This window comes from Micromonospora krabiensis, from assembly GCF_900091425.1.
Lineage (GTDB): Bacteria > Actinomycetota > Actinomycetes > Mycobacteriales > Micromonosporaceae > Micromonospora > Micromonospora krabiensis.
In genome coordinates this window covers 4,424,878-4,449,954 of the sequence record NZ_LT598496.1, presented here as the reverse complement: position 1 = coordinate 4,449,954, position 25,077 = coordinate 4,424,878, and the positions used below count along the sequence as shown (strand labels likewise).

At 72.3% G+C, this 25,077-nt stretch carries 18 protein-coding genes; 7 read left to right on the top strand and 11 right to left on the bottom strand.

Translation table 11 applies throughout. From position 1 onward, the window contains the following. The first annotated feature begins 91 nt into the window (after window positions 1–91). On the top strand, window positions 92–412 hold the full coding sequence (locus GA0070620_RS20265) for a WXG100 family type VII secretion target (RefSeq protein WP_091593194.1): 321 nt from the start codon (window positions 92–94) through the stop codon (window positions 410–412). A gap of 31 nt (window positions 413–443) precedes the next feature. Continuing rightward, the gene (locus GA0070620_RS20260) at window positions 444–737 is read left to right on the top strand and encodes a WXG100 family type VII secretion target (protein WP_091593193.1); all 294 of its coding nucleotides are present in this window, start codon (window positions 444–446) and stop codon (window positions 735–737) included. 87 nt (window positions 738–824) lie between these two features. Here the strand turns inward: GA0070620_RS20260 and mycP are convergent, their stop codons facing one another. Further along, a complete protein-coding gene (mycP, locus tag GA0070620_RS20255; protein ID WP_172836467.1) occupies window positions 825–2,048 on the bottom strand; it encodes a type VII secretion-associated serine protease mycosin in 1,224 nt (407 codons plus the stop codon). Window positions 2,049–2,312: 264 nt separating this feature from the next. Here mycP and GA0070620_RS20245 point away from each other — a divergent pair, with 264 nt between their 5' ends. Next, window positions 2,313–5,384 (top strand): SseB family protein, encoded by a 3,072-nt coding sequence (locus GA0070620_RS20245; protein WP_157741683.1) that lies wholly within the window; start codon window positions 2,313–2,315, stop codon window positions 5,382–5,384. Further along, window positions 5,381–5,746: a hypothetical protein gene (locus tag GA0070620_RS20240; protein ID WP_091593189.1), complete on the top strand. Its 366-nt coding sequence runs from the start codon at window positions 5,381–5,383 to the stop codon at window positions 5,744–5,746. The genes GA0070620_RS20245 and GA0070620_RS20240 overlap by 4 nt, the downstream gene beginning before the upstream one ends. A gap of 43 nt (window positions 5,747–5,789) precedes the next feature. Here GA0070620_RS20240 and GA0070620_RS20235 read toward each other — a convergent pair whose 3' ends face one another. The 7 genes from GA0070620_RS20235 to acs form a co-directional block, all read right to left on the bottom strand. After that, the gene (locus GA0070620_RS20235; protein WP_091593187.1) at window positions 5,790–6,722 is read right to left on the bottom strand and encodes an alpha/beta fold hydrolase; all 933 of its coding nucleotides are present in this window, start codon (window positions 6,720–6,722) and stop codon (window positions 5,790–5,792) included. Window positions 6,723–6,820: 98 nt separating this feature from the next. Then, window positions 6,821–7,327 (bottom strand): hypothetical protein, encoded by a 507-nt coding sequence (locus GA0070620_RS20230; RefSeq protein WP_091593185.1) that lies wholly within the window; start codon window positions 7,325–7,327, stop codon window positions 6,821–6,823. Between the two features lie 108 nt (window positions 7,328–7,435). Beyond that, the gene (locus tag GA0070620_RS20225; protein WP_091593183.1) at window positions 7,436–9,838 is read right to left on the bottom strand and encodes an immune inhibitor A domain-containing protein; all 2,403 of its coding nucleotides are present in this window, start codon (window positions 9,836–9,838) and stop codon (window positions 7,436–7,438) included. 320 nt (window positions 9,839–10,158) lie between these two features. Beyond that, window positions 10,159–12,201: an immune inhibitor A domain-containing protein gene (locus GA0070620_RS20220; RefSeq protein ID WP_269456583.1), complete on the bottom strand. Its 2,043-nt coding sequence runs from the start codon at window positions 12,199–12,201 to the stop codon at window positions 10,159–10,161. A gap of 96 nt (window positions 12,202–12,297) precedes the next feature. Continuing rightward, window positions 12,298–12,465, bottom strand: coding sequence for a hypothetical protein (locus GA0070620_RS33270; RefSeq protein ID WP_197677473.1), 168 nt, complete (start codon window positions 12,463–12,465; stop codon window positions 12,298–12,300). Window positions 12,466–12,893: 428 nt separating this feature from the next. Then, a complete protein-coding gene (locus tag GA0070620_RS20215; protein ID WP_091593182.1) occupies window positions 12,894–15,686 on the bottom strand; it encodes an immune inhibitor A domain-containing protein in 2,793 nt (930 codons plus the stop codon). Between the two features lie 266 nt (window positions 15,687–15,952). Then, the gene (gene acs, locus GA0070620_RS20210) at window positions 15,953–17,941 is read right to left on the bottom strand and encodes an acetate--CoA ligase (protein WP_091593179.1); all 1,989 of its coding nucleotides are present in this window, start codon (window positions 17,939–17,941) and stop codon (window positions 15,953–15,955) included. Window positions 17,942–18,287: 346 nt separating this feature from the next. Here acs and GA0070620_RS20205 point away from each other — a divergent pair, with 346 nt between their 5' ends. Further along, window positions 18,288–19,034 carry a Fic family protein gene (locus tag GA0070620_RS20205; RefSeq protein WP_091593178.1) on the top strand — a complete coding sequence of 249 codons (747 nt, stop codon included), beginning with the start codon at window positions 18,288–18,290 and terminating at the stop codon, window positions 19,032–19,034. A gap of 282 nt (window positions 19,035–19,316) precedes the next feature. Here GA0070620_RS20205 and GA0070620_RS20200 read toward each other — a convergent pair whose 3' ends face one another. The 3 genes from GA0070620_RS20200 to GA0070620_RS20190 form a co-directional block, all read right to left on the bottom strand. Next, the gene (locus GA0070620_RS20200; RefSeq protein WP_091593175.1) at window positions 19,317–20,123 is read right to left on the bottom strand and encodes an HAD family hydrolase; all 807 of its coding nucleotides are present in this window, start codon (window positions 20,121–20,123) and stop codon (window positions 19,317–19,319) included. Between the two features lie 619 nt (window positions 20,124–20,742). Then, the gene (locus GA0070620_RS20195) at window positions 20,743–21,537 is read right to left on the bottom strand and encodes a hypothetical protein (RefSeq protein ID WP_157741682.1); all 795 of its coding nucleotides are present in this window, start codon (window positions 21,535–21,537) and stop codon (window positions 20,743–20,745) included. 152 nt (window positions 21,538–21,689) lie between these two features. Next, a complete protein-coding gene (locus GA0070620_RS20190; RefSeq protein ID WP_157741681.1) occupies window positions 21,690–22,019 on the bottom strand; it encodes a hypothetical protein in 330 nt (109 codons plus the stop codon). Between the two features lie 220 nt (window positions 22,020–22,239). Here GA0070620_RS20190 and ssd point away from each other — a divergent pair, with 220 nt between their 5' ends. Further along, window positions 22,240–23,343, top strand: a complete 1,104-nt coding sequence (ssd, locus tag GA0070620_RS20185) for a septum site-determining protein Ssd (RefSeq protein WP_091593170.1) — start codon at window positions 22,240–22,242, stop codon at window positions 23,341–23,343. After that, window positions 23,340–24,593, top strand: coding sequence for a TadA family conjugal transfer-associated ATPase (locus tag GA0070620_RS20180; RefSeq protein ID WP_091593168.1), 1,254 nt, complete (start codon window positions 23,340–23,342; stop codon window positions 24,591–24,593). Before ssd ends, GA0070620_RS20180 begins: the two co-directional genes overlap by 4 nt. Window positions 24,594–25,077: the final 484 nt, after the last annotated feature.

The following is a 25,077-nucleotide window of genomic DNA, read 5'->3' as shown; positions in this document are numbered from 1 at the left end:
GAGCCCCTTGACCGGGCGCGCGAGCGGTGCGTTCCCCCGGCGGGCGCGCCGACGGCCAGCCACGACCGACGAGACGAGGTGAGGTCCGACAGTGTCCCAGACCCAGGCGGAAGCCGCGGTGATGCAGCAGACCGCCGCGAAGTTCGAGCAGGTGGACCAGTCGCTGCAATCCATGCTTAGCAGCCTGATGGCCGAGCTGGAGGTGTTGCAGCAGGCCTGGCGCGGCGCCGGAGGGCGGTCGTTCGAGCAGGTCAAGCAGCAGTGGGCGCAGGATCAGGCGGCGTTGCAGCGCGCCCTGCGGGAGACCGCCGGTGCGATCCGCACCGCGGGCCAGCACTACGACGCCTCGGACACCGAGGCCGCCGGCCGTGTCGCCGGCACCAACCGCGGCGGCATCCAGCTGCCGCTCTGACCGAGCTGATCCAGGGGGAGGGAGACCGCAGGTGGACAACGGTGTGCTGGTCGTCAACTTCGCCGCGCTGCAGCAGGCGGGCGTGGACATCCAGAAGGCGCTGAACACGCTCGAGTCGCAGCTCGGCCAGTTGGAGCGCGACGCCGCGCCGCTGGTGGCCGGCTGGAACGGTGAGGCGCGACAGGCCTACGAGCAGCGGCAGTCGCGCTGGCGCGCGGCCTCGCAGGACCTGCAGGCGATGCTGCGCGACATCAAGCTCGCGGTGGACGACTCCGCGACCGATTACCTGGACACCGAGAAGAAGAACGTCGGCCTGTTCCAGTGAGGCGAGGCGCCCGGGGTCGTCGACCGACCCCGGGTCCCTGCCGTCCCGGGCGTCCGGCGGACCGCCGCCAGCTGCGGCCTGCCGCCGTCATGCGGGGTCTGCGGGGCGCCAGCCCCGGCGGGTGCCGCGTGGCAGCACCAGCGCGAGCAGCACGACGACACCGGCCGCCGCGCCGCCGACCGTCGCCAGCACCAGGGCCCGCTCCTCGGCCGCGTCCCGCCGCGCCCCCAACGCCGCTCGGGCCGGGTCGGGTGCCTCCTCGACCAGCGCCACCGCCGCACGGGCTCGTCCGCTCGCGCCACCGGTCTCGGTGACGGCGCGGTACGGGTTCAGCACGCCCACGCCGTACCCGCCGTCCCGCTCGGCGTCCGGTGCCGGATCGGCGGTAGCGAGGATCCGCTCCGCCACCTGGGCGGCGGTCAACTCGGGGCGGTACTCGCGCAGCAACGCCGCGGTCGCGGCGACGAACGGAGCCGCGTAGCTGGTCCCCTCGGCGCGGTTGTGCCCCTGACCCGGCGCTGCCATCAGCACGTCGCTCCCGGGGGCAACCAGGTCGAGGTAGGGGCCGACCTGGGAGAAGGAGGCGCGGGCGCCGTCGGCGGCGATCGCGCCGACCCCGAGCACCCCGTCGTACGCGGCGGGGTACGGCCGAGGATCACCGCTCTCGTGGAGGTTGCCGGCGGCGGCGACGACCACCACGTCCCGGGCCGCGGCGTACCCGATGGCGGACCGGACGGCCGGCTCGTCCGCGTACAGCACGACGGACAGGTTGAGCACGTCGGCGCCGTGGTCCACGGCCCAGCGGATCGCCCGGGCGAAATCGCCGGCGCTGACCGTACGCCCCGACTCCCGCCCCTCGACGACCTGCTGCTCGCTGACCCGGACGGGCAGGATCCGGGCACCCGGTGCCAGACCGCGGAACGCCACACCGGGGTGCGGCGCGGCGGCGATGATGCTCGCCACGCCGGTGCCGTGACCGGCGCAGTCGCGGCTGCCGTCGCCACCGTCGTCGAGCAGGTCCGTGCCGTCGAGCACCCGATCGCCGAGCTGTGGATGGTCCCGGTCCACACCGGAGTCGACGACGGCCACGGTCACCCCGGCGCCGGTGGCGAGCGGGGCCAGCCGGTCGGGCGCGTAGCGCTGCTGGGGCCACGGCGTCGCGGCGACCGGTCGGGCCGGGGCCAACGCCGTCGCGCAGTTCGGCGCCGCGAGGTGGACGGCGCGCACGGCGGCGGTCCGGACCAGCCCCGCGCCGGGCAGCGCCGAAGCCGAAGGCGAAGCCGGCTCGGGTTGGGATGTGCTGCGGGGCACATTCGATCCGCCGCGCCCGGGGGTCGCGGACACGCCGGGAGCGGCGGACACACCGGCCAACAGGGCAGCCGTCAGGGTCGTCAGGACCGGGCGCGTCATCGACCAGGACATCGACCGCCTCCGTATGGTGTCGGCTCCGGGACGGGATGTTATCGGCTCGTCGCCGACGCGGCGCACCGCCGACGGCCTGCCATTGTGATCTTGCTTCTACCTTGTAGGTTGTTAGGCGATGCCTGTGGCCTGTTCTCGGGAGGAGAGGTGGCCGTGACCGAATGGGAGCCGGCCACGGAGGCCGAGGCGGCGATGCGCGACGCGCTCCGCGCCAACGACCAGGAGCTCTACTTCCGGATCCTGGCTCGGACCGATCTCCTCCTCCCGGTCTCCGCCCAGTCGGCAGGCCCCGCCGCGGCGGGCTGGGGCACCTGGACCACGGGCGGTCGCACGCACGTGCTCGCGTTCACCTCCAGCGCCGCCCTCCGGGCCTGCCTCGGCGACAACGCCGGCCCGACGCGCCGAACTCCGTACGCGGAGTTGGCCGGCGGTTGGCCCAACCCCGAGTGGTGGCTCGCCGTGAATCCGGGGCTGCCGGTCGAGGGCTACCTGCCGGCGTGGTTCGTCACGCAGCTCTCCCGGGGTGACGTCCGGCTGCCCGGGCGCACCCTCGGTGCCCGGGCTCGCCTGGAGCGGGCCGAGACGCTCGCCCGGGCCCGTGCCGCCGGAGGGGGTCGGGACGCGTCGAGCGGACCCTCCGCCGGTGCCGGGGACGTCCCCTCCGCCGGGCCGCAGCCGGGAGCCGCGGTCCACACCGTGCCAGCCTCATCCGGCAACGGCTCGTCGTCCTCGGCGGAGTCGGTGCTTCCGCGCCGTCCGGTGGACCCGCCACCGGACGCGCGTCAACCGTCCACGGGCCGAGGGCTCCTGGACAGCGCACGACGGCTTGCGGAGCCAAGCCGACTCGACAGCACGCGCCCGGCCGCCGAGCGCGGCCGACTCGACAGCGCCCACCCCGCGGAGCCGGGCCGACTGGACAACGTCCGCCCCGCCGCGGAGCCGAGCCGCCTCGTCTCCGGCCGGTCGGCGCCGCCACCGTTCATGCCGTCGGCCAACGACCGGCCCGGTGCCGGATCCCGCTGGCCGGCTCCGCCCCGCCCCGGAGCGGGGAGCGATTCCGAGCGGACCGGCGGCAGCGGCCGCGATGCCGGCACGGCCGATGGCCCGGGCAGACGCGACGAGCCGGCCACCCGTGCGGACGGGGACGGGGCCGAGCCCCGGCGTTCCTTCTTCGAGCCGGCCTCCGGGCGCCGGTCGGCCCCTCTCGGCGACCCGGCCGCCGGGCGCCGGTCGGCCCCCCTCGGCGACTCGGCCCGGCCGGCCGACCGAGCGGTGCCGCCGTCGCGTTTCGCCCGGGGCGAGCAGCCGTTCCCCCGACGTCGCCCGTTCCACGGTCCGGTCGGGGCCGAACCCACCCACGCGTTCCTGGCGCCCGACCGGGAGCCGACCCCGGCTCCCCGCGCGCCCGTGAACGACCCACCGGCAGGCCGGAGGCCCGAGGTCGAGGCGACGCAGCCGCTGCCGCGTCCCGAGCCGTCGGCCGAGGACGTCACCCGCGCCTTCCGGGCCTCGGTGGGCCCGCACCGGTCGGCGGGACGCCCCTCCTGGGCGGGCACGGACGAGGACCGGACGCAGCCGTTACCGCCCCGCCACCCCGAGCCGGTCGAGGAGCTGGCACGGTCCGTCGCGGAGCCCGTCTCCGCCCCGCCCGCGCCCCGGCAGGACTTCAAGCCCATCGTGATCGAGGGCACGATCATCGCGTCCCGGGACCTGCCCGACGACCCGGAGGACGAGCCTCGTTCCCCGGCACCGGGCCGAAGGTGGGCGTCCGACCGGCCGGACGGCGAGGCCTCGGCGACCCGGTCCGGCGATCGGTCGTCGACAGCCGGGAACGGGCGTACCGAGGGCGACAACGATCTGTGGGGCGTCCGCCAGGCGGGTGGGGCCGCTGCGGCGTCCGGTGACGGCGCCGACCTGTGGACGCCGCGGGCGGGTCGAGGGGCGACGTCCGGTGCCGGCACCTCGGCGGGCGCCGCCGACGCGACGATGCGGTTCGCCGCGGCCGGGGCCGCCGACCCGACGACGGCGTACACCGAGACCGGATCCACCGATCCGACGGCCGGGCTCGGCGCGTCCGAGCCGGCCCGACCGTCCACCGGATACGCGGACGCCGCCTCGACGGGCGCCGCCGGATACGCGGACGCCGCCTCGACGGGCGCCGACGCCACGGCCGACCCGCGCGGCGGCGGATCCGCCCCGCCCCGGCCCGCTGACGAGCCGATCGCGGAATCGGCCGACACCACTCCGGCGGTGGCCGAGCCGCCCGTCGACTTCCAGCCGGCCAACGCGGTCGAGGAGGACCTGCTCTCCGCAGCCGGTGCCGGCAGCACGGACACCTTCCTCTCCACGCTGCTGCTGGCCCGGGTCCTGCTGCCGGTGGCCCCGGACTCGACGCCCGGCAGCCGGCCCGGGGACACCGGTTTCGTGTGGCGTACGCAGGAGTTGGACGGCGAGACCTTCGTCGTGGTGTACACCTCGCCGGAGCGCCTGGCGGACCACGCCGACGGTGAGGTCGAGACGGTACGCGTCAAGTTCGTCCAGCTGATCCGCCGCTGGCCGGACGAGGCGTGGTCGTTCGCGGTCAATCCGGGCAGTCCGGTCGGCGCGAAGCTGCCCGGCGAGCAGATCGTGGCGCTGGCGAGCTGGGCCGCCGAGGTGGGCCTGGGCGACGAGGGGGAGATCGAGGAGGCGCCCGCGCCGGCCGAGCGGCCCCGGCACACGCCGAAGGCGGTCGACCCGTCCCGCCCGGTGCTGATGCAGAAGGCCGTCGCGCCGAGCCAGCTCACCTACTACCTGGAGCGGGGCTACGACCGGGTGTCCGGCTTCGTGCACCGCGCCAACGAACTCGCCCACCTGACCACTCCGGCCGAGCTGTACGACGCTCTGGGGCTCGGCTATCCCGACTCGCCCTTCTCCCGGGACGCCGAGGAGATCTACGTGCTGCGCTGGCCGGCGCACCGCCCGAGTCTCTACCGCATCCCGTACGGGGGGCAGAACGAGGCGGCCATGCGGGCCATGGAGGGCTGGGTGATCGAGCGGGCACCGTTCCGGGGCAACGGTTTCGCGCCGGGCGAGAGCAGCGACGTGGTCGCGGAGTTCAAGGTGGACAGCGCGCGGCTGCCGCACGGCGCGCGGCTGCTGCGGCTGGGCGCGGACGGCAGCGAGCGGGTGGTGGCCGTCCTGGACACCGACACCGTGAGCTGGCGTGAGGTGGGTGCCGAATGATCCGCGACGGCTACGTGGCCCGCTGGCGCGGTCGGGAGTACCAGGCCAGCCCGGACGGCGACGACGTCCGCCTCTACCAGCCGGAGCCGGCCGAGGGCTTCGACGAGGTCCGACCCGGCCGGTATGTGCGGGTGCTGCCCGCCACCGAGGTGGAGGACCTGGCGTACGTGCGGACGACCTGCACCTGGCAGGGACAGCCGTTCATCGTGCTGGGTGAGCACGACGGTTGGCTGCGGGTGGAGTACACGGGTGGGCGCTGGCCGGTGGCGCAGGCCATGCGGTTGGAGCCGTTCGACTTCGGTGTCTACCAGGGCTGGGCGCCCGCCGCCGAGGTGACCGACCTGCGCGAACAGCGGCGGTGACCGGCGCCGCACGCCCAACCGTGGCGGCAGCGCGGCCCACCGCTCAGGACTTCGTCCAGCGCAGCACCTCACCGAGCACGACCTCGGGCGCCTCGACGTGCGGGAAGTGCCCCACCCCGTCGAGCAGCCGCCACTCGTACGGGGCGACGACGTAGCGGCCGGAGCCCTGGGCGGTGCGTGGCAGCGAGGCGAGGTCCAGCGCGCCGTGCAGTTGCAGGGTGGGCGTGACCAGGGGCTTCTGCATCAGCTTGACGAAGCGGTAGCCGTGCAGCCGCAGCGCCGAGCGGAACGCCCAGCGGTAGCCCTCCAGGGCGCAGAACGCCGCCTGCGGGATCCGCATCGCCTCCCGACAGCGCTGGGCGTACGCGGCGAAGTGCGGCCCGGCCACCCAGTCCGGCCCGCCCCACCGGCGCAGCAGCTCCTCCACGGGAGCGGCGCCGTCCCGGGTCAGCACGTGCTCGTAGCGGGGCAGCTGGAACTTCAACGTCGGTGTGGCCGCGGCGAACTGCCCGCGCGGGTCGGCGAAGATGGCCGCGCGCAACCGCAGCGGGTGGGGCGCCCCGAGCACGACGAGCCGGCGTACGAGCGACGGGTGGAACGAGGCGGCCGTCCAGGCGACCATGCCGCCGGCACCGGCGCCGACCAGGGTCGCGGAGCGTTCACCGAGGGCGCGGATCAGCCCGGCGACGTCGGCGGCGAGCGTGTAGCCGTCGTACCCCCGGGGTGGTTTGTCGCTGGCGCCGTAACCGCGCAGGTCGACCGCGACCGCCCGGAAGCCGGCGTCGGCGACGGCGGGCAGCATCTCGTGCCATGCCCACCAGTGCTCCGGGAAGCCGTGCAGAAAGAGCACCATCGGCCCGGTGCCGGCCTCGACCACGTGGAACCGGCTGCCGTTCGCCCCGACGAACCGGTGCGTCCACGGCCCCTCGGTGAGGACGCAGGACTCGTCGACGGTCTCGCCGTGCTGGTCGGTCATGCGCCCCAGCCTAGGGCCCCCGGTCCCGGCGCGGTCGAGGTGACCTGCGCGGGCTCCCCGAGGCCACCCCGCGCCGCGCCGCGTGAGCCCGGGGCCGGTCAACTCACGCGCGTGATCGTGAGGAGGTCCTTGCGGATCCCCGGGCCGCACTCGGCGGTGCCGCTGGCCGGTCCGACGGTCACCCGCACCCAGCTGCCGGTCGGCCAGGTGCCCAGGTTCTCGCCGTACAGCGCGTACTCGGTGCCGTCGTCCGTGGTCAGGCCGTAACACGGGCCGGAGCCGCCACGGCTGATCCGGCCGGCGAGGAGGTCGGAGCGGCGCAGGTCACTGGGCTTGTCCGGCGGGCCGGTGGGCGGCCGCAGCGTGGGCAGGCCGGGCGGCGGCGGGGCGGGGCGACCGGACGACGGGCCACCGCCACCGGCGGACGGGCCGGTCGGGTCGGCGCCGCCGCTGGACAGGCCGCTCGGCGGTGGGCTGCTCGCCGACGGGGTGGCCGAGGTCTGCGGTCGCTCGGACACGGTGTCTCCGTTCTCCGGCGGGGTGCAGCCGGCGCCGGAGAGGGCCAGCAGCACGGCCAGCGCGGCGGCGGTGCGGGGGTACGTCACGGTGGTGCGACGGCGCGGACGGCCCCGCGGTTCCGACCCACCTCCGGAAAGGGCGATGCCCGGGCAGGTGACCCGCCCGGGCATCGCGTGTTGCCGTCGATCAGTGGATCAGGAGAACTTGACCTTCATGGCGGTGCCGTCCTGCTCCAGGACCTTGATCTTCACGCCGGTCGCGGGGAGCTTGACGCCGTGGTTCGGCAGCTCCTCGTACCAGTACTTCTTGGTGTCGTCGAACAGCGGCTCCGCGTCCTGGCCGCGGATGTACTGCGGCTGGCTGTTCAGGCGGAGCGTGAACGAGTCGGCCTTCTTCAGGCTGAACGGCGCGTCGTAGACCTGGACGCGGGCCCGCCAGGGGGCACCGGTCAGGTTGTAGATCGGCCGCGGGTGGGCGTCGATGTACAGGTTACGACCCTCGCCCGGGTGGGCGAACGTGTCGTTGTCGGCCCACCGGGTGTTCCAGTAGGAGATCAGCAGACCCTCCTGGTACGCGTAGTGGTCCACCCAGTCCGGGCGGGTGTTCGCGTAGCCGAAGAAGTACGGGCCGGTCTTCAGGTACTTGTCGTACGAGACGTACGACCGGTTGCCGGCGATGTAGAAGTTGTCGAACTCGCGGGTGTAGGTCGCCTCCACGATGCTCCAGCCGGCCAGGGTCCAGCCGGCCGCGCCGCTCTCGGCGCCGTCGGTGAGGAGCGTCTGGCCGTCGGCGGTCACGGTGATCGCGTCACCGTAGAAGCCGCCCTCGGACACACCGCCGTCGGTCTGGTAGCGCAGCCGGAACTGCACGGCCTTCCCGACGAGCGAGTCCAGCGGGATGTTGATGTCGACCCACTGACCGTTGCTGGAGCCGTCGAGCGCGTACCGCCCGGTGGAGATCTCCTTGAGCGGCTGGCCGTTCGCGGTGCCCGGCAGCGTGCCCCAGGTCTGGCCACCGTCGGTGGACGCCTCGAAGAAGAGGTAGTCGAAGTCCGCCTCGATCGAGTAGCGACCCTTGAGGGAGACCGCGGCGCTGGTCTTCCCGGTCAGGTCGATCGCCCGGGTCATCGTGGTGTTCAGGTCGTCCTCGTTGCCCGAGAAGAACTGCTTGGTGCCCTCGAACGGCGCGCCGTTGTCGAACGTGTACTCCCGCGGCGGCAGGACCACCACGGCGGCCTGTGCGTCCTTGGAGTTGTACTCCTGCGGACCGAGCGTCAGCGTGCGCTTCTGCCCGGCCGGGATGACCTCGTAGTCGAGCCACCCGAGCTGGAGCTTGTTCCACGCGCCGAGGTCGCCGCCCCGCTCGCCGATGCCACCGTCGTTCTTGGCGCCGAGCCGGCTCTGGGCCATGAGGGTCCAGTGCTCGTTGTTGTTGTCGCCGCCGCTGACGACGTTGTAGTCGTCCGGCAGGCCGAGGTCGTGGCCGTACTCGTGGTAGAAGACGCTCCGGCCGCCGTTCTCCGGCTGGATCGTGTAGTCACCGATCCAGATGCCGGTGTTGCCGATCTGGGTGCCACCCGCCGGGAAGGCCGGCGGGCCGGTGCGACCCTGGTCGGACGCGAAGGCGTACCAGCGGTGGCTCCAGATGGCGTCCTCGCCCTGCCAGGGGTCACCGTCGGCCTCGTCACCGCCGGCGTGGACGATCTGGAAGTGGTCGATGTAGCCGTCCGGCTCGTTGAAGTTGCCGTCGCCGTCGTGGTCGTAGCGGTCCCACTGGTCCATCGACTGGACGTCGGCGGCGATCTCCGCGTCGGTCTTGCCCGCGGCCTTCTGGTCGGCGACCCACTGGTTGGCGGCGTCCCGGACCAGCGCCCACGTGTTGGTGCAGACGTTCGAGTCGCACGGGTAGCCGCCGGAGCGGCCGTAGCGCGCCTCGTTGTACGGCACCTTGACCCACTCGGTGACCTCGCCTTCGACGCTGTAGCGACCCGAGGACTGGGCCTCGTAGTACTGCTTCAGCGACTCGTCGCCGGGGTCGGTCCCGAAGTACAGCTCCCGGTAGTGCTCGGCGCTGTAGTCCGCCTGCCAGACGGTGGAGTTGTCCACGGCCCGGTTGGGCTGCGGGATCTGGTTGCGCAGCGGTCCGTCGAACCGGGCCGGGCCCGGGGTGTCCGGGTCGGTGTCCTGGTCCGGGTAGTTCGGGTGCCGCTGGTTGCCGAACTCGGCGAGGATCACGAAGATCTTGTCCGTCTGCTCCCGGGAGAGCTCGACGTACTGGTGTTCGGTCGGACCGGTGCCGGTCTTGGTGCTCTTGGCGGCGCGACCCGCCTTGGCGCCCGTCGCGGCCTTCTCGCCGACCTTGACGACGGTGCTGCCGTTGATCTTCTGCGGCTTCGACGCGCCGGTGAGGACCTCGGTCAGGCCCTCCTGACGCAGCGCACGCCGCTTGTCCTCCAACGGGTTGGGCAGGTCGTGGTCCGCGTGGGCGGGCTCGGCGACCGACGGAGCGGCGGCCGGCCCGTTCGCCGGCGGCGCCGCGCTGGCGGACGTGCCCGTCACCAGCCCAGTCGCCGTCAGCGAGAGTCCGAGCAGACCCACTGCGACTTTGCGCACGTGGTACCTCCGGTGTGAGGGAACCGGCCCTACGGGGGTACGGGCCGGTGAGCGGCCCCGACCAGGGGGCCATTGGTGAACATAGACACTGCTGGGACAGGTGGGAAGATAGACGCGTCGATTTGTTGCAAGATTTTGTTGGCCTTGTCTTCGGCCGTCATACTTCGACGCCTTCACAACCGTCGATGAGCAGGGCGTCCGTGTCTCGCCCGCACATGCAGCGGTGCATTTCGATCAAATGACCCGAGGTACGAAAAGTGGGGCCGGTGGCGTTTCCGCCACCGGCCCCACGATTGATCGATGGATCAGTTGGTGACCTTCACGACCATCTCGTCGGTCGGCTTGGTGCCCTGCTTCACGATCTCGATCCGGGTGCCGGTGCCGGCGACCTTCACCGAGTTCTGCTCGTTCTGCGGCGACCAGTAACGGTCCACCACGCTGTCGTCGAAGACCTTGTTGGCCTTCAGCTTCGGCAGGGTGACCGCCACGCCGTTGAGGCGGAAGGTCTGGGCCGGCTTGTTCTTGGTGCTGAACGTCCCGTCGAAGCCGTTACGCCGGTTGGTGATGGTGCCCTGGCCGGGGACGGTGATCGGGCCGGGGCGGACGTCGACCGGCAGGTTCAGGCCGTAGCCCGGGTGCGCGGACGTGTTGTTGTCGCCGTACGCGTAGTTCACGTACCAGACCAGCATGCCGGGCTGGTTCGCGAACCGGTCCACGAAGTCCGGCCGGGTGTTGCCGTAGCCGAAGTTGTACCCGCCGGTCCGCAGCGCGTCGTCGTACCCGAAGTAGGTGCGGTTCTCGGCGATGTAGAAGCGGGGGTACACGTCGGTGACCGAGCCGTCGATCCGGGTGAAGCCCTTCACGGTCCACTCGGCGGCCTGGGTCTCGGCGTCGTCGGTCCACGCGACGCTGCCGTTGCGGGTCAGCCTGATGTCGTCCAGGAACGCGCCGGCGAAGTGCACGCCGCCGTCGGTCGCGTAGCGGTAGCGGAACTGCACGGTCTGCCCGGCGTACGCGGACAGGTCGTAGGTCAGGTCCACCCACTCGCCGTTGCTGGAGCCGTCGACCCCGGTCTCGGCGGCGTCGACCAGCGAGTTGGTGAGCGAGGTCCAGCTCGTGCCACCGTTGGTGGACACCTCGGCGTAGAGGAAGTCGTAGTCCTCCTCGATGTCGTACTGGGCCTTCGCGCTGATCGACGCGGTGGTCGCCCCGGTCAGGTCCAGGGTGCGGGTCAGCGAGTTCTTCAGGTCGTCCGCGCTGCCGCTCCACCACTCGTACGAGCCCCCGAAGGGGGTGTTGTACTCGGTGGTCTGGGTCTGCGCCGGCAGGTTCACGACGACCGCCTGGGCCTTCGGCCCGTCGCTGTCGCCGGCCGGGCCGAGCGTCACCTTGGTGGCGCCGCTGTCCTCCTCGACGGTGCTGTAGTTCAGCCAGCCGAGGTAGAGCTTCGACCACGGGTCCATGTAGCCCGGGGTCGACCCGATGTCCTCGGTGCCGTGGCTCAGCCACGAACCCGAGGCCATCAGGCTCCAGAAGCCGACCCCGTTGTCGCCGCCGTTGGTGTCGTAGAGGTCCGGCAGGCCGAGGTCGTGCCCGTACTCGTGGGCGAAGACACCCAGGCCGCCGTTCTCCGGCTCGGTGGTGTAGTCGCGGATCCACAGGCCGGTGTCACCGATCTGCACACCACCGGCGAGGTTGCCGGCCGGCCCGGCGACGCCCTCGAGGTTCGTGAAGGCGCCCCAGCGGTGCGACCAGATGGCGTCCTCGCCCTGGGCGCCGCCGCCGGCCTCCTCGCCCTCACCGGCGTGCACCGCCTGGAAGTGGTCGATGTAGCCGTCGGGCTCGTTGAAGTCGCCGTCGCCGTCGAAGTCGTACCGGTCCCACACGTCGAACTGGGCCAGGTACTCCTTGATCTGGGCCGGCGTCTTCCCGGCCGCGACCTCGCTGTCGTACCAGGCCGTGGCGCTGTCCTTGATGAAGTTCCAGGAGCCGTCGGCCTCGGAGATGGCGTTGCTGCCGTAGCGCGCCTCGTTGAACGGGACGGTGACCCAGTCGGTGACGTCTCCGCCGACGGTGTAGCGGCCGCCGGACTGCTTCAGGTAGAAGTCCCGCATCGACTCGCCGTCACCGTAGAACATGTCCAGGTAGTGCTCACGGTGGAAGTCGGGCCGCCACAGGGTGCTGTTGTCGTCGGTGGCGTTGCCGTCCCACGTGCGGTCCGGCTGGGGGATCTGGTTGACCACCGGGCCGGGGGTGCCGCCGGTGCGGGGGTCGGTCTTGTCGCCGAAGTTCACCAGCATCGTGAAGATCGGGTCGACCTTCGGGGCCTGCTGGTACTCGACGAACAGGTCGTCCTTGACCTGGATGACCTTCGAGCCGTTGCGCTTGGAAAGCTTGGCCTTGCCGGACAGCAGGTCGGCGATGGCCTGCTTGCGCAGCTCGCGCTACTGGTCCGCCCTCGGGTCGGGCAGGTTGTCGCGGCCGTGCTTCGCCTTGTCGGATCCGGGGGTCGGGCCCGCCGCCGGGGCGCCGGAGGCCGGCGTCGCCACGACTCCCGCCGCCAGCAGCGCGGCCGTGGCGCTGGCCAGGCCGGCTGTGACTCGTCTCCTCAAAGGTCTCCTCCTTTGTGGACCTGTTACATGACAGGTGGCGTAGATGGCCAGCGCTGTCATGAGATGCGTCACCACCCTCGCAGAGAGATCAGCGGTTGTCACGAGCCAATTGCCCGAGTGGAACCGGCGATCTGAGCGGTTTTGTAATGACATATCGGTACGACCAGGCCGTAGCCCGGGGCAACCGTTTACGTCACGTTTCGGCCACGATCATCTATGTGGCGGAGATTATGGAGTGCCCCGGATAGAGAGCGCGCGGCGCACCGGAAACGTCACACCGCCACCGTGGGACGCGGTCGCGGAGCCGACCTACGGGCCCGTGCCGGGGACCCCGCCGCGGCGGTACGTACAACGGCGGACGGCCCGCCCGAAGCCTGCGCTTCGGACGGGCCGCCCCTCGACCATCCCGTCGTGGTGACGGGTCCGGATCAGTTCCTCGCCGGCGTCACGTAGATCGTGGCGGAGGAGTTGTCCTTCGCGGCCTTCTTGATCATGAGCGAGACGCCGAAGTTGACGCCCAGGTCACCGGGGTTACCGGTGCCCAGCACGATCGCGCCGCCGCCCAGGGTCACCCCGTAGAACTCCGGCGCCGGCGTGCCGTCCGGGTTGGTCACCCGGGTGGTGTACGGCGCGTTGTTCCGCGACGGCAGCACCACGGAGGCGTCGCTGTCCCGGGCGTACGCGGCGCCGTCCCGGATCTCGATGCCCGGGTACCAGCCCTTGGCGTCGGTGAACGACTTCACGCCCGGCTGCGCCTTGAACTTGGTGCAGTACGCGCTGTACGGCTCGCCCGCCGCCTCCAGGCACTCCTGGAACGGGTACGTGTTGTTCAGCGAGAACGCCGCGTTCGACGACTGCGGACGGCTCGGCAGGTTGTCCGTCACCGACGGGTCCTTCACCGCCGCCGTGCCCGTACGCCGCAGCGGGTCGAAGTGCGAGTCGACGATGAGCAACCCGCCCTTCGCGCCGTAGCTCGGCAACGCGGTGAGCTGACCGGTCACGTGGTTGACGTCGCCCAGCTCGGTGTCCCGGTACCACACCAACATGCCCGGCGCGTTGTACGAGATCCGGTCGACCTTCCAGGCGTCACGCGAGTACACCGTGTCGTAGGCGTACTTCAGGCCCTTGTCGAAGCCGTCGAAGTTGCGCCACTCGGCCAGGTAGTAGTGCGCGCTGGTCCGGGTGCCGCCGTCGATCTTCCAGCCCGCGCCCGTGGTGTCGACCCAGGTGCCGGTGGTGGCGGTCCAGCCGTTGGCACCGCCCTCGACGTCGTCGCTCCAGGTGGTGGCGCCGCCGCCGGTGACCGAGAAGTCGTCGGCGAACCAGCCCCGCTCGACGAACGCCTCGTCGGTGGCCTGACGCAGCCGCAGTTGGATCGTCGTCCCGGCGTACGCCGACAGGTCGACGTAGTCGTGCCGCCAGCCGTCGGTGCTACCGGTCAGGCCGTACTTCTTGCCGCCGAAGTCGTTCATCCGGCCGTTCGGGTCCGGGTAGTTGTCCGGCGTGGTGACCACGTTGCCGGCCTCGTCGTAGACCTTCTGCTCGGACCAGGTGGTCCCGCCGTCGGTCGAGATCTCGACGAAGCCGTAGTCCCAGTCGGCCTCGATGACGTAGTTGTTCCACATCCAGAACTTGGCGTCCGCGGCTGCCGGCACCGCCACCGAGCGGCTCAGCTTGACGTCGGCCCAGTCCTGGTCGTTGTTGCTGTGCCACATGTTCGCGCCGCTGTGCGGCGTGGCCAGCGTGGCGACCTTGTCGGGCAGGTCGACCTTGATGCCGTCCTCGGTGCGGACCGGGGTGCGCGAGGTCTGCCCGAGCTCGACGTCACGCGGGCGGGTGCCCGGCGCGATGGTCAGCGGGTCGGCCCAGCCGAGCACCCACTTGTCCCAGATGCCCATGTGGGTCGGCAGCGCCTGGAAGATCTCGCCGGAGTGCGAGCCCGAGGCCATCAGGTCCCAGAAGTCGACGTCCGAGTCGGCGTTGCCGGAGGTGTCGTAGAGGTCCGGCAGACCGAGGTCGTGGCCGAACTCGTGGGCGAAGACGCCGACGCCGGCGTCCTCCGGCTGCACGATGTAGTTGGACACCTGGAGGTTGGTGCCCGGGATCGTGTAACCGCCCACCACCGAGGAGGAGTGGGCCCAGATGGCGTACGGGCCCTGCACGCCGCCACCGCTGGACTTGCCCTTGCCGGCGTGCACCAGCACCAGGTGGTCGATCACGCCGTCCGGCTCGAAGAAGTTGCCGTCGCCGTCCCGGTCGCCCTGGTCCTCGATGTCGTAGTCGGCCCAGGGGAAGTTCGGGTTGGTGGCGGCCAGCGTGCTGATCGCGTCGGTGGCGAGCCGGCCCGCGCCGGCCGGGTTGTCCGGGTGGCCGTTCATCGACTGCTGGCGACCGGCGACCCAGTTGCCGTTCTCGTCCTGGAAGCAGCGGTTCGCCCCGTACCAGGCCTCCGAGTGCGGCACCGTGATCCACGGGCTGGCCTGCCCGTCCACGGTGTACGCGCCCTTGGACATCTCCAGGTACATGTTGTGCATCGTGCGGCCGGAGAGGTCGATGCCCTTCTTGCCGTCCGGACCCTTCAGGTCCTTGCGCACCCGCTCGGTGATGCCCTTCTTGGTGTAGAGCATCTTGTCGTAGTGCGTGGGCGAGAAGTCCGGCACCCACATCGAGTTGTTGTCCTCGTACCCGAGGGTGGCCGGGTTCGGGATGTTGTTGTGCTTCGGCCCGTTCTGCACGGTGCCGGGCACGCAGGTGCGGTCGTCGAACACCGTGCGCGGCACCATGACGTTGGTGAAGTCGTCGTTGGCCTGGTCGTTGAACTCGACCAGCAGGGTCAGCAGCTTCGCGGTCTGCGTGCTGGGCGCCTGCTTGATCTTGCGCGGGTTCAACTTGGTCCGGATCGACTTCGCCTCGATCTTGGCCAACTGCTTGGCGGTCACCGGGTTGCCGCGCGCGTACTTGCGGTCGAACGCCCGCGCCTCGTCGGCCGGCGTGGTGTAGACGCCGTCCTTGCCCTTGACCTCACGGCCGTGCGAGTCCGGCTGGACCTCGGGCTCGGCGTAGTTGATGTAGTACTCGTCGGCCCCGATCACCGCGCGCGGAGCGGCGGAGGTCTCGGCCGACGCGCTGCTCGTCACGGTCAGTGACGTAGCCGCGAGGGCGACGGCGGGCAGCGCGACGAGTAGGCGTCGACGCGTCCCAGCCCTGGATTGTTTGTTCATGCCGCTCCATTTCTCGGGCATGGCGGAGGAGTTGGCGACCGAACGGTCCTCGAAGTGATGCCTGTCGAACCGGCCCGGCCTGCGTGAACCTAAATCACGATCGGCCCGCAGCGACAGGGGTCGAGGGCCGCCTTGTCCGTTCAGCCGCCTTCGATTCCACCGACCGACCGATATGACAGCAGACGCCACTATGAGTGTCGATGCGTAAGACATGACGGAGGGTGGCGGCCCGTCGAACCGCCACCCTCCTCTGTGTACGCGAGCCGTCAGTCCTCGTCGGACTTGCCGCCACTCATGCCGGCGGAGATCAGCTCCATCACCGACGAGTCCTGGAGCGTCGTGACGTCGCCCAGCGACCGGTTCTCGGCCACGTCCCGCAGCAGCCGCCGCATGATCTTGCCCGAGCGGGTCTTCGGCAGCTCGGGCACCAGCATGATCTGCCGGGGCTTGGCGATCGGGCCGAGCGTCTTCGCCACGTGGTTGCGCAGGTCCGCGATGAGCTGCTCGCCCGCCTCGCCCGTGGTCTCCGCGCTGCCGCGCGGAATGGCGAACGCGACGATCGCCTGGCCGGTCGTCGGGTCGGTCGCGCCGACCACCGCCGCCTCGGCCACCGACGGGTGGGACACCAGCGCCGACTCCACCTCGGTGGTCGAGATGTTGTGGCCGGACACCAGCATCACGTCGTCCACCCGGCCCAGCAGCCAGATGTGCCCGTCGTCGTCCTTCTTCGCCCCGTCACCGGCGAAGTAGACCCACTCGTCGCCGGAGTTGGCGCCGGCCCCGAACCGCGACCAGTACGTCTCGAGGAACCGGTTGTCGTCGCCCCAGATCGTGCGCAGCATCGACGGCCACGGCTCCTTGAGCACCAGGTAGCCGCCACCGCCGTTGGGCACCGCCTGGCCCTGGTCGTCCACCACGTCCGCGACGATGCCCGGCAGCGGGGTCATCGCACTACCCGGCTTGGCCGCGGTCACGCCCGGCAGCGGGGAGATCATGATGGCGCCGGTCTCGGTCTGCCACCACGTGTCCACGACGGGCAGCTCGCCCCGGCCGACGTGCTGCCGGTACCACATCCACGCCTCCGGGTTGATCGGCTCGCCGACGCTGCCCAGGAGCCGCAGCGAGGACAGATCGAACCCGGCCGGAATGTCCTCGCCCCACTTCATCATCGTGCGGATGAGCGTCGGGGCCGTGTAGAGGATGCTCACCTGGTACTTGTCGACGATCTCCCAGAAGCGGCCCTTGTGCGGCGTGTCCGGGGTGCCCTCGTACATGACCTGGGTGGCGCCGTTGGAGAGCGGGCCGTAGACGATGTAGGAGTGCCCGGTCACCCAGCCGATGTCGGCGGTGCACCAGTAGACGTCCGTCTCCGGCTTCAGGTCGAAGACCGCGTGCGTGGTGTACGACGCCTGCGTCAGGTAGCCGCCGGTGGTGTGCAGGATGCCCTTCGGACGAGCCGTCGTGCCGCTCGTGTAGAGGATGAAGAGCGGGTGCTCGGCGTCGAACGGCTGCGCGGTGTGCTCCGGCGCGGCCGTCTCCACCGTCTCGTGCCACCAGTGGTCCTTCTCCGACCACGCGACGTCCTCGCCGGTGCGACGCACCACCAGCACGTGCTCCACCGACGGGCACTTCGCCACGGCCTCGTCCACGGTGGGCTTCAGCGCCGACGGCTTGCCCCGCCGGAAGCCGCCGTCCGCCGTGATGACCACCTTGGCGGTGGCGTCCTGGATCCGGTTGGTCAACGCGTCGGCCGAGAAACCACCGAACACCACGCTGTGCGTGGCGCCGATCCGGGCGCAGGCCAGCATCGCGGCCGCGGCCTCCGGGATCATCGGCAGGTAGATCGCCACCCGGTCACCCGCGGTGACGCCCAGGTCGGTCAGCGCGTTCGCCGCCTGGCAGGTCAGCCTGTGCAGGTCGGCGTACGTGAGGGTGCGCGTGTCGCCGGGCTCGCCCTCCCAGTGGATCGCCACCTTGTCGCCCCGGCCGGCCTCCACGTGCCGGTCCAGACAGTTGTACGCCACGTTGAGCTGGCCGCCGACGAACCACTTCGCGAACGGCGGGTTCGACCAGTCCAGCACCTCGTCCCACTGCTTCGACCAGGCCAACCGCCCGGCCTGCCGCTCCCAGAACGCCAGCCGGTCGGCCGCCGCCTCGTCGTAGGCGTCGGCCTTGACGTTGGCCTCGGCGGCGAGCTGGGCCGGCGGCGGGAACTGGCGCGTCTCGTTCAGCAGATTGGCCAATGCCTCGCTCATCCGTGACTCCTCGTCGCTCGGGGTGGTGACCTGCGTCTCGTCTGGGGGAGAGGTTAGCCCCGCCGGCCAGGACGGGCGACCGCCGCCCGCCCCCACCGCGCCGAGCGGACGGCCGCGCGCGCCAAGCTGCACGCGTACCCCCTCGGTTGCCCGGTGTGCCACGGACGTCGTGTCGCCGACGGTGCTCGACCCCGACGGCGATGCCGGCCGGGGCGATCCCGGTCGCCGTCATCTCCCATGTCGGTGCCGGCCCGCGACCCAGGACGTCCCGGCGTCGGCGGTGGCGTCGGTCGCCATCCCCACGGCTGGCCGGTGCGTCCCCCGGCCGGGTCGCTACGGTGGCGGAATGACCACCGACCCGCTCGCGCCGCTGCTCGCGCTCACCGACGTCGCACCCGCCGTCGAGCGCGCCCGCGAGCGGTTCGACCAGGCCTTGCGACACCGTGCGCTCCGCCGCCACGGTGGCCAGGTCGCGGCCGAGGTAAGCCTGCGCTCCGCGGTGGCCAGCGCGGCCCTTGAGGGGTACGCCCACGAGCGCGAGGCCGTCCGCGCCGGCACCGTCACCGACCCGGTGCTCCAGGGCGCGCTGCGGGTGGCCGGGGCACTGCCCACGCTCACCGAGCTCTGGCCGAAGGCGCCCCGGCAGGCGCTCGCCCGGCTGCACGTGCTCGCCGCCCGCGACGTCGTACCCGAACCGGAACTCGGCCGGCCCGTCACCGACCCGGTCGTCGGCGCCCGACTCGACGGCCTCGCCAACCTGGTGACCGGCGGCACGAAGGTCTCCCCGCTGGTGCTCGCGGCCGTGGTCCACGGCGAGCTGCTGGCGCTGCGGCCGTTCGCCGGCCCGTCCGGCGTCGTCGCCCGGGGTGCGGCGCGACTCGTCCTGCTCGCCAGCGGCACCGACCCACGTGGCCTGCTGGCGCTCGACGTCGGGCACCACGAACGCGAACCCGAGTACGTCGGTTCCGCCGGTGCCTTCGCCACCGGCACGCCCGACGGGCTGCGCTCCTGGCTGCGGCACTACATGACGGCCGTGGAGGTGGCGGCCGACCAGCTCACCCTGATCGGCGACGAGGTCCTCGCCGCCTCCTGACCCGGCACCGCGCCTGCCCCGCCCGCCGCACCGCGCCTGCCCCGCCGCACCGCGCCTGCCCCGCCCGCCGCTTCGCGCCGGGCCCTGCCGTGCCCGTCGCGCCCGCGGGCCGCCGGCCCGCCCGGCCTCAAGATCCGCGCAGTTTCCGGGATGTTGTTGCCTCCGATGGGCGCGGAGGCAACAACATCCGAGAAGTTGGGGTCTCGACCACCCCCCGGCGGGGGTGCCGGGTCAGGATTCCCCGAGAGGTGGGGGTCTCGACGGTTCCGGTGCGGTGCCGGCTCAGGCGGTCGCGGACGTTGCTCTGGTTCGGCGGTGCCGGCCGTACCAGGCGATGCCGATCGCGACCCCGACGCCCACCGCCGCCGCGGCCGCGGCCACCGGGACGGCCGGGCGCTCCCGCAGGCGGCGGCCCAGCGGGATCGGGTGCCGGAACTCGAGCACCGGCCAGGCGTTCTCCACCGCCAGCTTGCGCAGCTGCCGGTCCGGGTTCACCGCGGTCGGGTGCCCGACGCACTCCAGCAGCGGCCGGTCGCTGTACGAGTCGGAGTAGGCGTACGAGTCGTCGAGGTCGTAGCCGCGCTCCTCGGCGAGCTCCCGGACCGCCTCGACCTTGCTCGGGCCGGCCGCGTAGAACTCCACCTCGCCGCTGTAACGGCCGTCCTTGACCGCCATCCGGGTGGCGATCACGTCGGTGATGCCCAGCAGCTCGCCGATGGGCCGGACCATCTCCTCGCCGGAGGCGGACACCAGCACCACGTCCCGGCCGGCGGCCCGGTGCTCCTCGATGAGGGCGGCCGCCTCCGCATAGACGTACGGGTTGATCAGCTCGTGGAGTGTCTCCGCGACGATCTGGCGGACCTGCTCGACCTGCCAGCCCTTGCACAGGGTGGCCAGGTAGTCCCTCGTACGCGCCATGGTCTGCTCGTCGGTGCCGCCCAGCCGGAACATCAGCTGCGCGTACGCCGACTTGACCACGTCACGCCGTGTGATCAGCCCGTCCCGGTAGAACGGCCGACCGAACGCCAACGCGCTCGACTTGGCGATGACGGTCTTGTCCAGATCGAAGAAAGCGGCACCTCGGCCCACGGCGCGAAAGTCTAGTCGGATGGTCTATGGTCGGCGGGTGCCCGGGGGTCCGGTGATCCCCAGACCCGCTGGCCGAGCCGATCATCTCCGCTCACAGTGATCGCGGTCACACTCTGCGAAAACAATTCGCAGGGAGTGGAGTGCACACCACTCGACGTAACAGGTCCGCTCAGGCAGACTTGTCCGCACGGCGAGTATCCATATCTCGCACAACAGACAGACCCTCAGCGGTTGCACCCCCCGTGACCGCTGAGTTGGTTCGGCTCGACCCCCCCGGAGCCGAACCTCCCGACGACCCCCGTCTCCCCCCGACGGGGGTCGTCCCTTTCTGGGAGCGCTGTCCCGTCGCAGGTCACAGGTCGTCTCTGTCCCGGTCGAAGGCCCATCTGTCCGGGGTGCGCCGACGGCCTTGGTCGCCGCGCAGGCGACGGCCTCCCCCTGGGAGGTGGACTCGGCCGACCACTCGGTGCCCTCCCGGTCCGGCCGGACCGCCCGGAAGCGATGCGGGCCGGTGTCGACCACTTGGCCGAGCAGACCGTCGCGCACGACCGACGGCAGCCACACCTGGCGTCGGAAGGTCGACCGCCCAGCGTGCGGCCGACCCGACCGGGGGTTCGTGTCAGTGCGGGTATTTCCCGAAAGCACTACTCAAGGCGGTTTCCGCAGTGCAGCTCATCTCGCCTGGGGCTAGCTGCCTGTGCGCGGGCCGCCAGAGCTCTGCTCCCTTCGAGGTGATGCGGGCCAGGATGCAGTCGTACTGCGAGGCTCGTAAACCGACGCCGACGGTGCCGTTCCGCGCGCCGACGGTCTGGCGAATCGCCGGGTCGAGTTGCAGGCCGACGAGCGCCGCGCTGACGGCGTTCTCGTTCGACCCGGCGGACTGCAGGGCACTCTTCAGGCGGTCGTCGATGCCGGTGAGCGACGGGTCCTTGGTGACCGGTACGGCAGCTCCCGTCGGGCATTCGATGTCGTCGTCGCGGGTGTCGTTCTCCGGGCCGAGCTGGAGACGGAAGCAGATCCGCTCGTCGCCTTCCTTGATCACCGAGCCGTCCGCGCCGATCTCCACGCCATGACCGGTCACCTGGAGCACCAGGGCCACGCCGGTCTGCCAGTGCGTCTCGCCGGTGACCGCGAGCACCGTGACGTCGGGGTGCTGGCCCGCGGAGTGTGCGTACTTGTCAGCCTGGTAGAGGTGGTCGTATTCGAACCGGAAGAGAACCCTGTCGACCTTCTCCGCGGCGTCGGCCACTGCGCTCTCGTGCAGCGGGCTCTCCCGAACGTCGACGATGTCGCCGACCTTCTCCTGGAGGCGGACCTCCAGATTGTCGAGGAAGTGCCAGGACACGCCGCCCACCAGCGCCGTAACCAGGAGCGCGGCGGCGCCGGACCTCACCCGTCGTGCACCGCCATCCATGAGGGGGAGTATGCCGTCGCGAGGGAAACCGCGCCGCCCCGCGAAGGGTGCCGCCAGCAACCGTGACAGGAATTGGTGGACGGGGTCGTCGCTTCCGCCGGGAGCGCTCCGCCGCCTCCGCCGGCCTGTGACCCCGGGCTGCCGGTCGCGCCTCAGCAGGAACCCAGCCGGTTGATCGCCGGCACCAGTGCGGCACTGACGACGAACCCCAGCAGCGCGAGGGCCAGCCAGGGCCAGGGGTGACTCCTGCGGCGCGTCACCGCCCACCACGTCACGACGACGGAGGCCACCGTCGTCAGCAGCATCAGCCCGCTCAGGACCCGGTAGGCGTCCATGGCTATCCGGAACGTGTCGCCGGTGTCGCCCGGGCACGGTTCCGAGGGCGCGAAGCCCACGAGGGTGTAGACGCAGCCGAGGAGCACGGTCAGGGCCAGGGGGATGGTCAGCACCACCGCCACCAGAACCGGCGCGCGGGATCGCATGACCGCAGGTTAGGCATCGAAGGTCACGGACGTGGCACGCTGCCGGCGCGAACCCGCATCCGGGACTGAACGGGTTCCGGCGCATAGCAGATCCACCGCCTCCGCGGGCGTTGTCCACAGGCCGCCCGGTTGTCCACAGGCGGGCCCGCTGGGGCAGCCCACGGGGTCGCCGGCGAGCAAGGTCTCGGTCAGCACCCGAGCCCGACCGCTGGAGGCCGCGATGCCACCCCGTACCTCACTCCCGCCGCCAGGCCGGCGACCGCTGGTCGTCACCGGCGACGGCGACCTGCTCGACGACCTGCTCCGGCTCGCCGCCGCCGGCGGCGCGGAGGTGGAGCTCGCCCCCGACCCGGCCGCCGCCCGGACCCGCTGGCTGCCGGCGCCGCTGGTGCTGCTCGGTGCCGACCAGGCGCAGCCGTGCCTGCGGGCCCGGCTGCCGCACCGGCCACGGCTGGTGCTGGTCGGCCGATCCGGCGAGCTCGACCCCGGCTGGCAGGTCGCCGAGCTGATCGGCGCCGAGCACGTCGCCACCCTGCCGGCGGCCGAGCCCTGGCTGGTCGACCGTCTCGCTGAGCACGGCGCCGAGGGCCCGCCGGGCGCGGGCGCGCGAGTCGTCGCGGTGCTTGGCGGTCGGGGCGGTGCCGGGGCGAGTGTCCTGGCCGGCGGGCTCGCGGTCACCGCTGCCCGGTCCCGGCTGCGCACCCTCCTCGTCGACGCCGATCCGCTCGGCGGCGGGCTCGACCTCGTCCTCGGGTGGGAGCAGCTGGAGGGGTTACGGTGGCCGGCGCTCACCGGCGCGGACGGCCGGGTGGACGCTCCCGCCCTCGTCCGCGCCCTCCCCAGCAGGGGTGACCTGGTGGTGCTCTCGTGGGATCGCGGTGACCTGTTCCCCCTGCCGGCGCCGGCCATGGCGGCCACCGTCGACGCCGCGCGGCGCGGGCGTGACTTCGTCGTGGTCGATCTGCCCCGGCAGCTCGACGAGGCGGCGGTGACCGCGTTGCAGAGCGCCGACCAGGCGTACGTGATCGTGCCCGCCGAGCTGCGCGCCACCGCCGCCGCGGCCCGGGTGGTGGCCACCGCCGCCCCGCACTGCGCCGAACTGTCCGTCATCGTGCGCGGACCGGCCCCCGGCCGACTCAAGGCCGCCGAGGTGGCGCGGGCGCTCGGGCTGCCGCTGGCCGGCACACTTCGCCCGGAGCCGGGCCTCGTCCGTGGGCTGGAACGGGGCGAGGCGCCGGCCGCCGCCGGGCGCGGTCCGCTGGCCGCGCTGTGCCAGCGGATCGTCGCGGACCTGACGGGCGCTTCCCGGGCGGGTGCGGCATGAGCGTCGAGAGGGCTCGGCAACTCCCGGCGGACCCCGCGTCGGCCCGGCGGCCGGACGACGACGGGCTCACGGTCCGCGTGCGGCAGCGGATGGCCGCCGCCGCGACGCCGGTCACCCCGGCGGCGATCGTCTCCGCGGTACGCGCTGAGCCCACCGCCGCCGTCCTGGGAGACACCGCCGTGCTGCGGATGGCCGACCGGGTCCACGACGATCTGGTGGGCGCCGGGCCGCTCGCACCGCTGCTGGCCGATCCCGAGGTGACCGATGTGCTGGTCAACGGTGTTCGCGTGTGGGTCGACCGAGGTCAGGGTCTCCAGCAGGTGGCGGTGCCGCTGGGCTCGGTCGACGAGGTGCGCCGGTTGGCGCAGCGGTTGACCGCGAGCGCCGGACGGCGGCTCGACGACGCCTCCCCGTACGCCGACGCGCGGCTCGCCGACGGGACCCGGTTGCACGCGGTCCTGCCGCCGGTGGCGACCGACGGGCCCTACCTGTCGCTGCGGACCTTCCGGCAGCGACCGTTCACCCTCGACGAGCTGGTGCGGCACGGGACGGTGCCGCGGCCGGTGGCGCCCGTGCTGTCCGCCGTGGTGGCGGCGCGGCTCGCGTACCTGGTGACGGGCGGCACGGGCTCGGGCAAGACGACGCTGCTCAACACGTTGCTCGGGCTCGTCCCGTCGACCGAGCGGATCGTGCTGGTGGAGGACGCGGCCGAGTTGCAGCCGCGGCATCCGCACGTCGTCGGGTTGCAGGCGCGGACGGCCAACGTGGAGGGTTCCGGTGTGGTCGGGCTCTCCGACCTCGTGCGGCAGGCGCTGCGGATGCGACCCGACCGTCTGGTGGTCGGTGAGTGTCGGGGCGCGGAGGTGGTCGACCTGCTCGCCGCCTTGAACACCGGCCACGACGGCGGTGCCGGGACGCTGCACGCCAACGCCCCGTCGGACGTCCCGGCGCGGCTGGAGGCCTTGGGGATGCTCGGCGGGCTGCCCCGGGCCGCGCTGCATGCCCAGGTGGTGGCCGCTCTCCAGGTGCTGGTGCAGGTGCGCCGCAGCGACCGGGGCCGGGTGCTCGAATCGGTGTGCCTGTTGCTCCCTGAGGGTCCCGAGCGGCTGGTCACGGTGGTGCCCGCCTGGGTACGCGGACGGGGGCTCGGTCTCGCCGCCCGGCCCTTGGCCGCGCTGCTGGCGGAGCGAGGCGTGGCGGTGCCACCGATCCTCTGCGAACCGTGGCCCGGATCGGCCGGTCCGGCATGACCACCGGGATCTGGGTGTCGGTCGCCTCGCTGCTCGGGGCCGTTGTGCTGATCGGCTGGCCGCTGCGCGCCGCCCGTGTCCGCCGCCGTGTCGGCTCGGGCGGAACCCCGAAAGCGTCCCCGGATGACGCGCTTGTCGAGTGGGTCGAGGGGCTGGGGCGGGGCCTCGGTGGTCCCGCCGGGCCGATGTCCGAGCCGCTCGACGGCGCCGTGCCGGCTACCACCGCCGCCCCCCACCGGTCCGCCTCCGCCGGCGCGATCCCCAACCACGGGTCCGTTCCCGGTAGCGTCGTCGAGGCAGCGGCTCGGGACCTTTCCGCCGGACGGGACGTCGCGGTTCGGACGCCCTTGTTCCCGGCGGGCGGGCCTACCCAGTCGTCGCGTCCGACGGGACCCACCCGTCCTCCCCGTCGACGTGACGGGCGCGGCCCGGCGGGGCTGGGCGGGACGCCGTTCGGGCAGGTCACGGTGCACCGGCAACGCGC

Bases quoted from the DNA above. Each gene is read 5' to 3' on its own strand.
- GA0070620_RS20240 (WP_091593189.1), top strand. From the start codon at position 5,381: ATGATCCGCGACGGCTACGTGGCCCGCTGGCGCGGTCGGGAGTACCAG.
- GA0070620_RS20235 (WP_091593187.1), bottom strand. From the start codon at position 6,722: ATGACCGACCAGCACGGCGAGACCGTCGACGAGTCCTGCGTCCTCACC.
- GA0070620_RS20215 (WP_091593182.1), bottom strand. From the start codon at position 15,686: ATGAACAAACAATCCAGGGCTGGGACGCGTCGACGCCTACTCGTCGCG.
- acs (WP_091593179.1), bottom strand. From the start codon at position 17,941: ATGAGCGAGGCATTGGCCAATCTGCTGAACGAGACGCGCCAGTTCCCG.
- GA0070620_RS20205 (WP_091593178.1), top strand. From the start codon at position 18,288: ATGACCACCGACCCGCTCGCGCCGCTGCTCGCGCTCACCGACGTCGCA.
- GA0070620_RS20195 (WP_157741682.1), bottom strand. From the start codon at position 21,537: ATGGATGGCGGTGCACGACGGGTGAGGTCCGGCGCCGCCGCGCTCCTG.
- GA0070620_RS20190 (WP_157741681.1), bottom strand. From the start codon at position 22,019: ATGCGATCCCGCGCGCCGGTTCTGGTGGCGGTGGTGCTGACCATCCCC.
- ssd (WP_091593170.1), top strand. From the start codon at position 22,240: ATGCCACCCCGTACCTCACTCCCGCCGCCAGGCCGGCGACCGCTGGTC.
- GA0070620_RS20180 (WP_091593168.1), top strand. From the start codon at position 23,340: ATGAGCGTCGAGAGGGCTCGGCAACTCCCGGCGGACCCCGCGTCGGCC.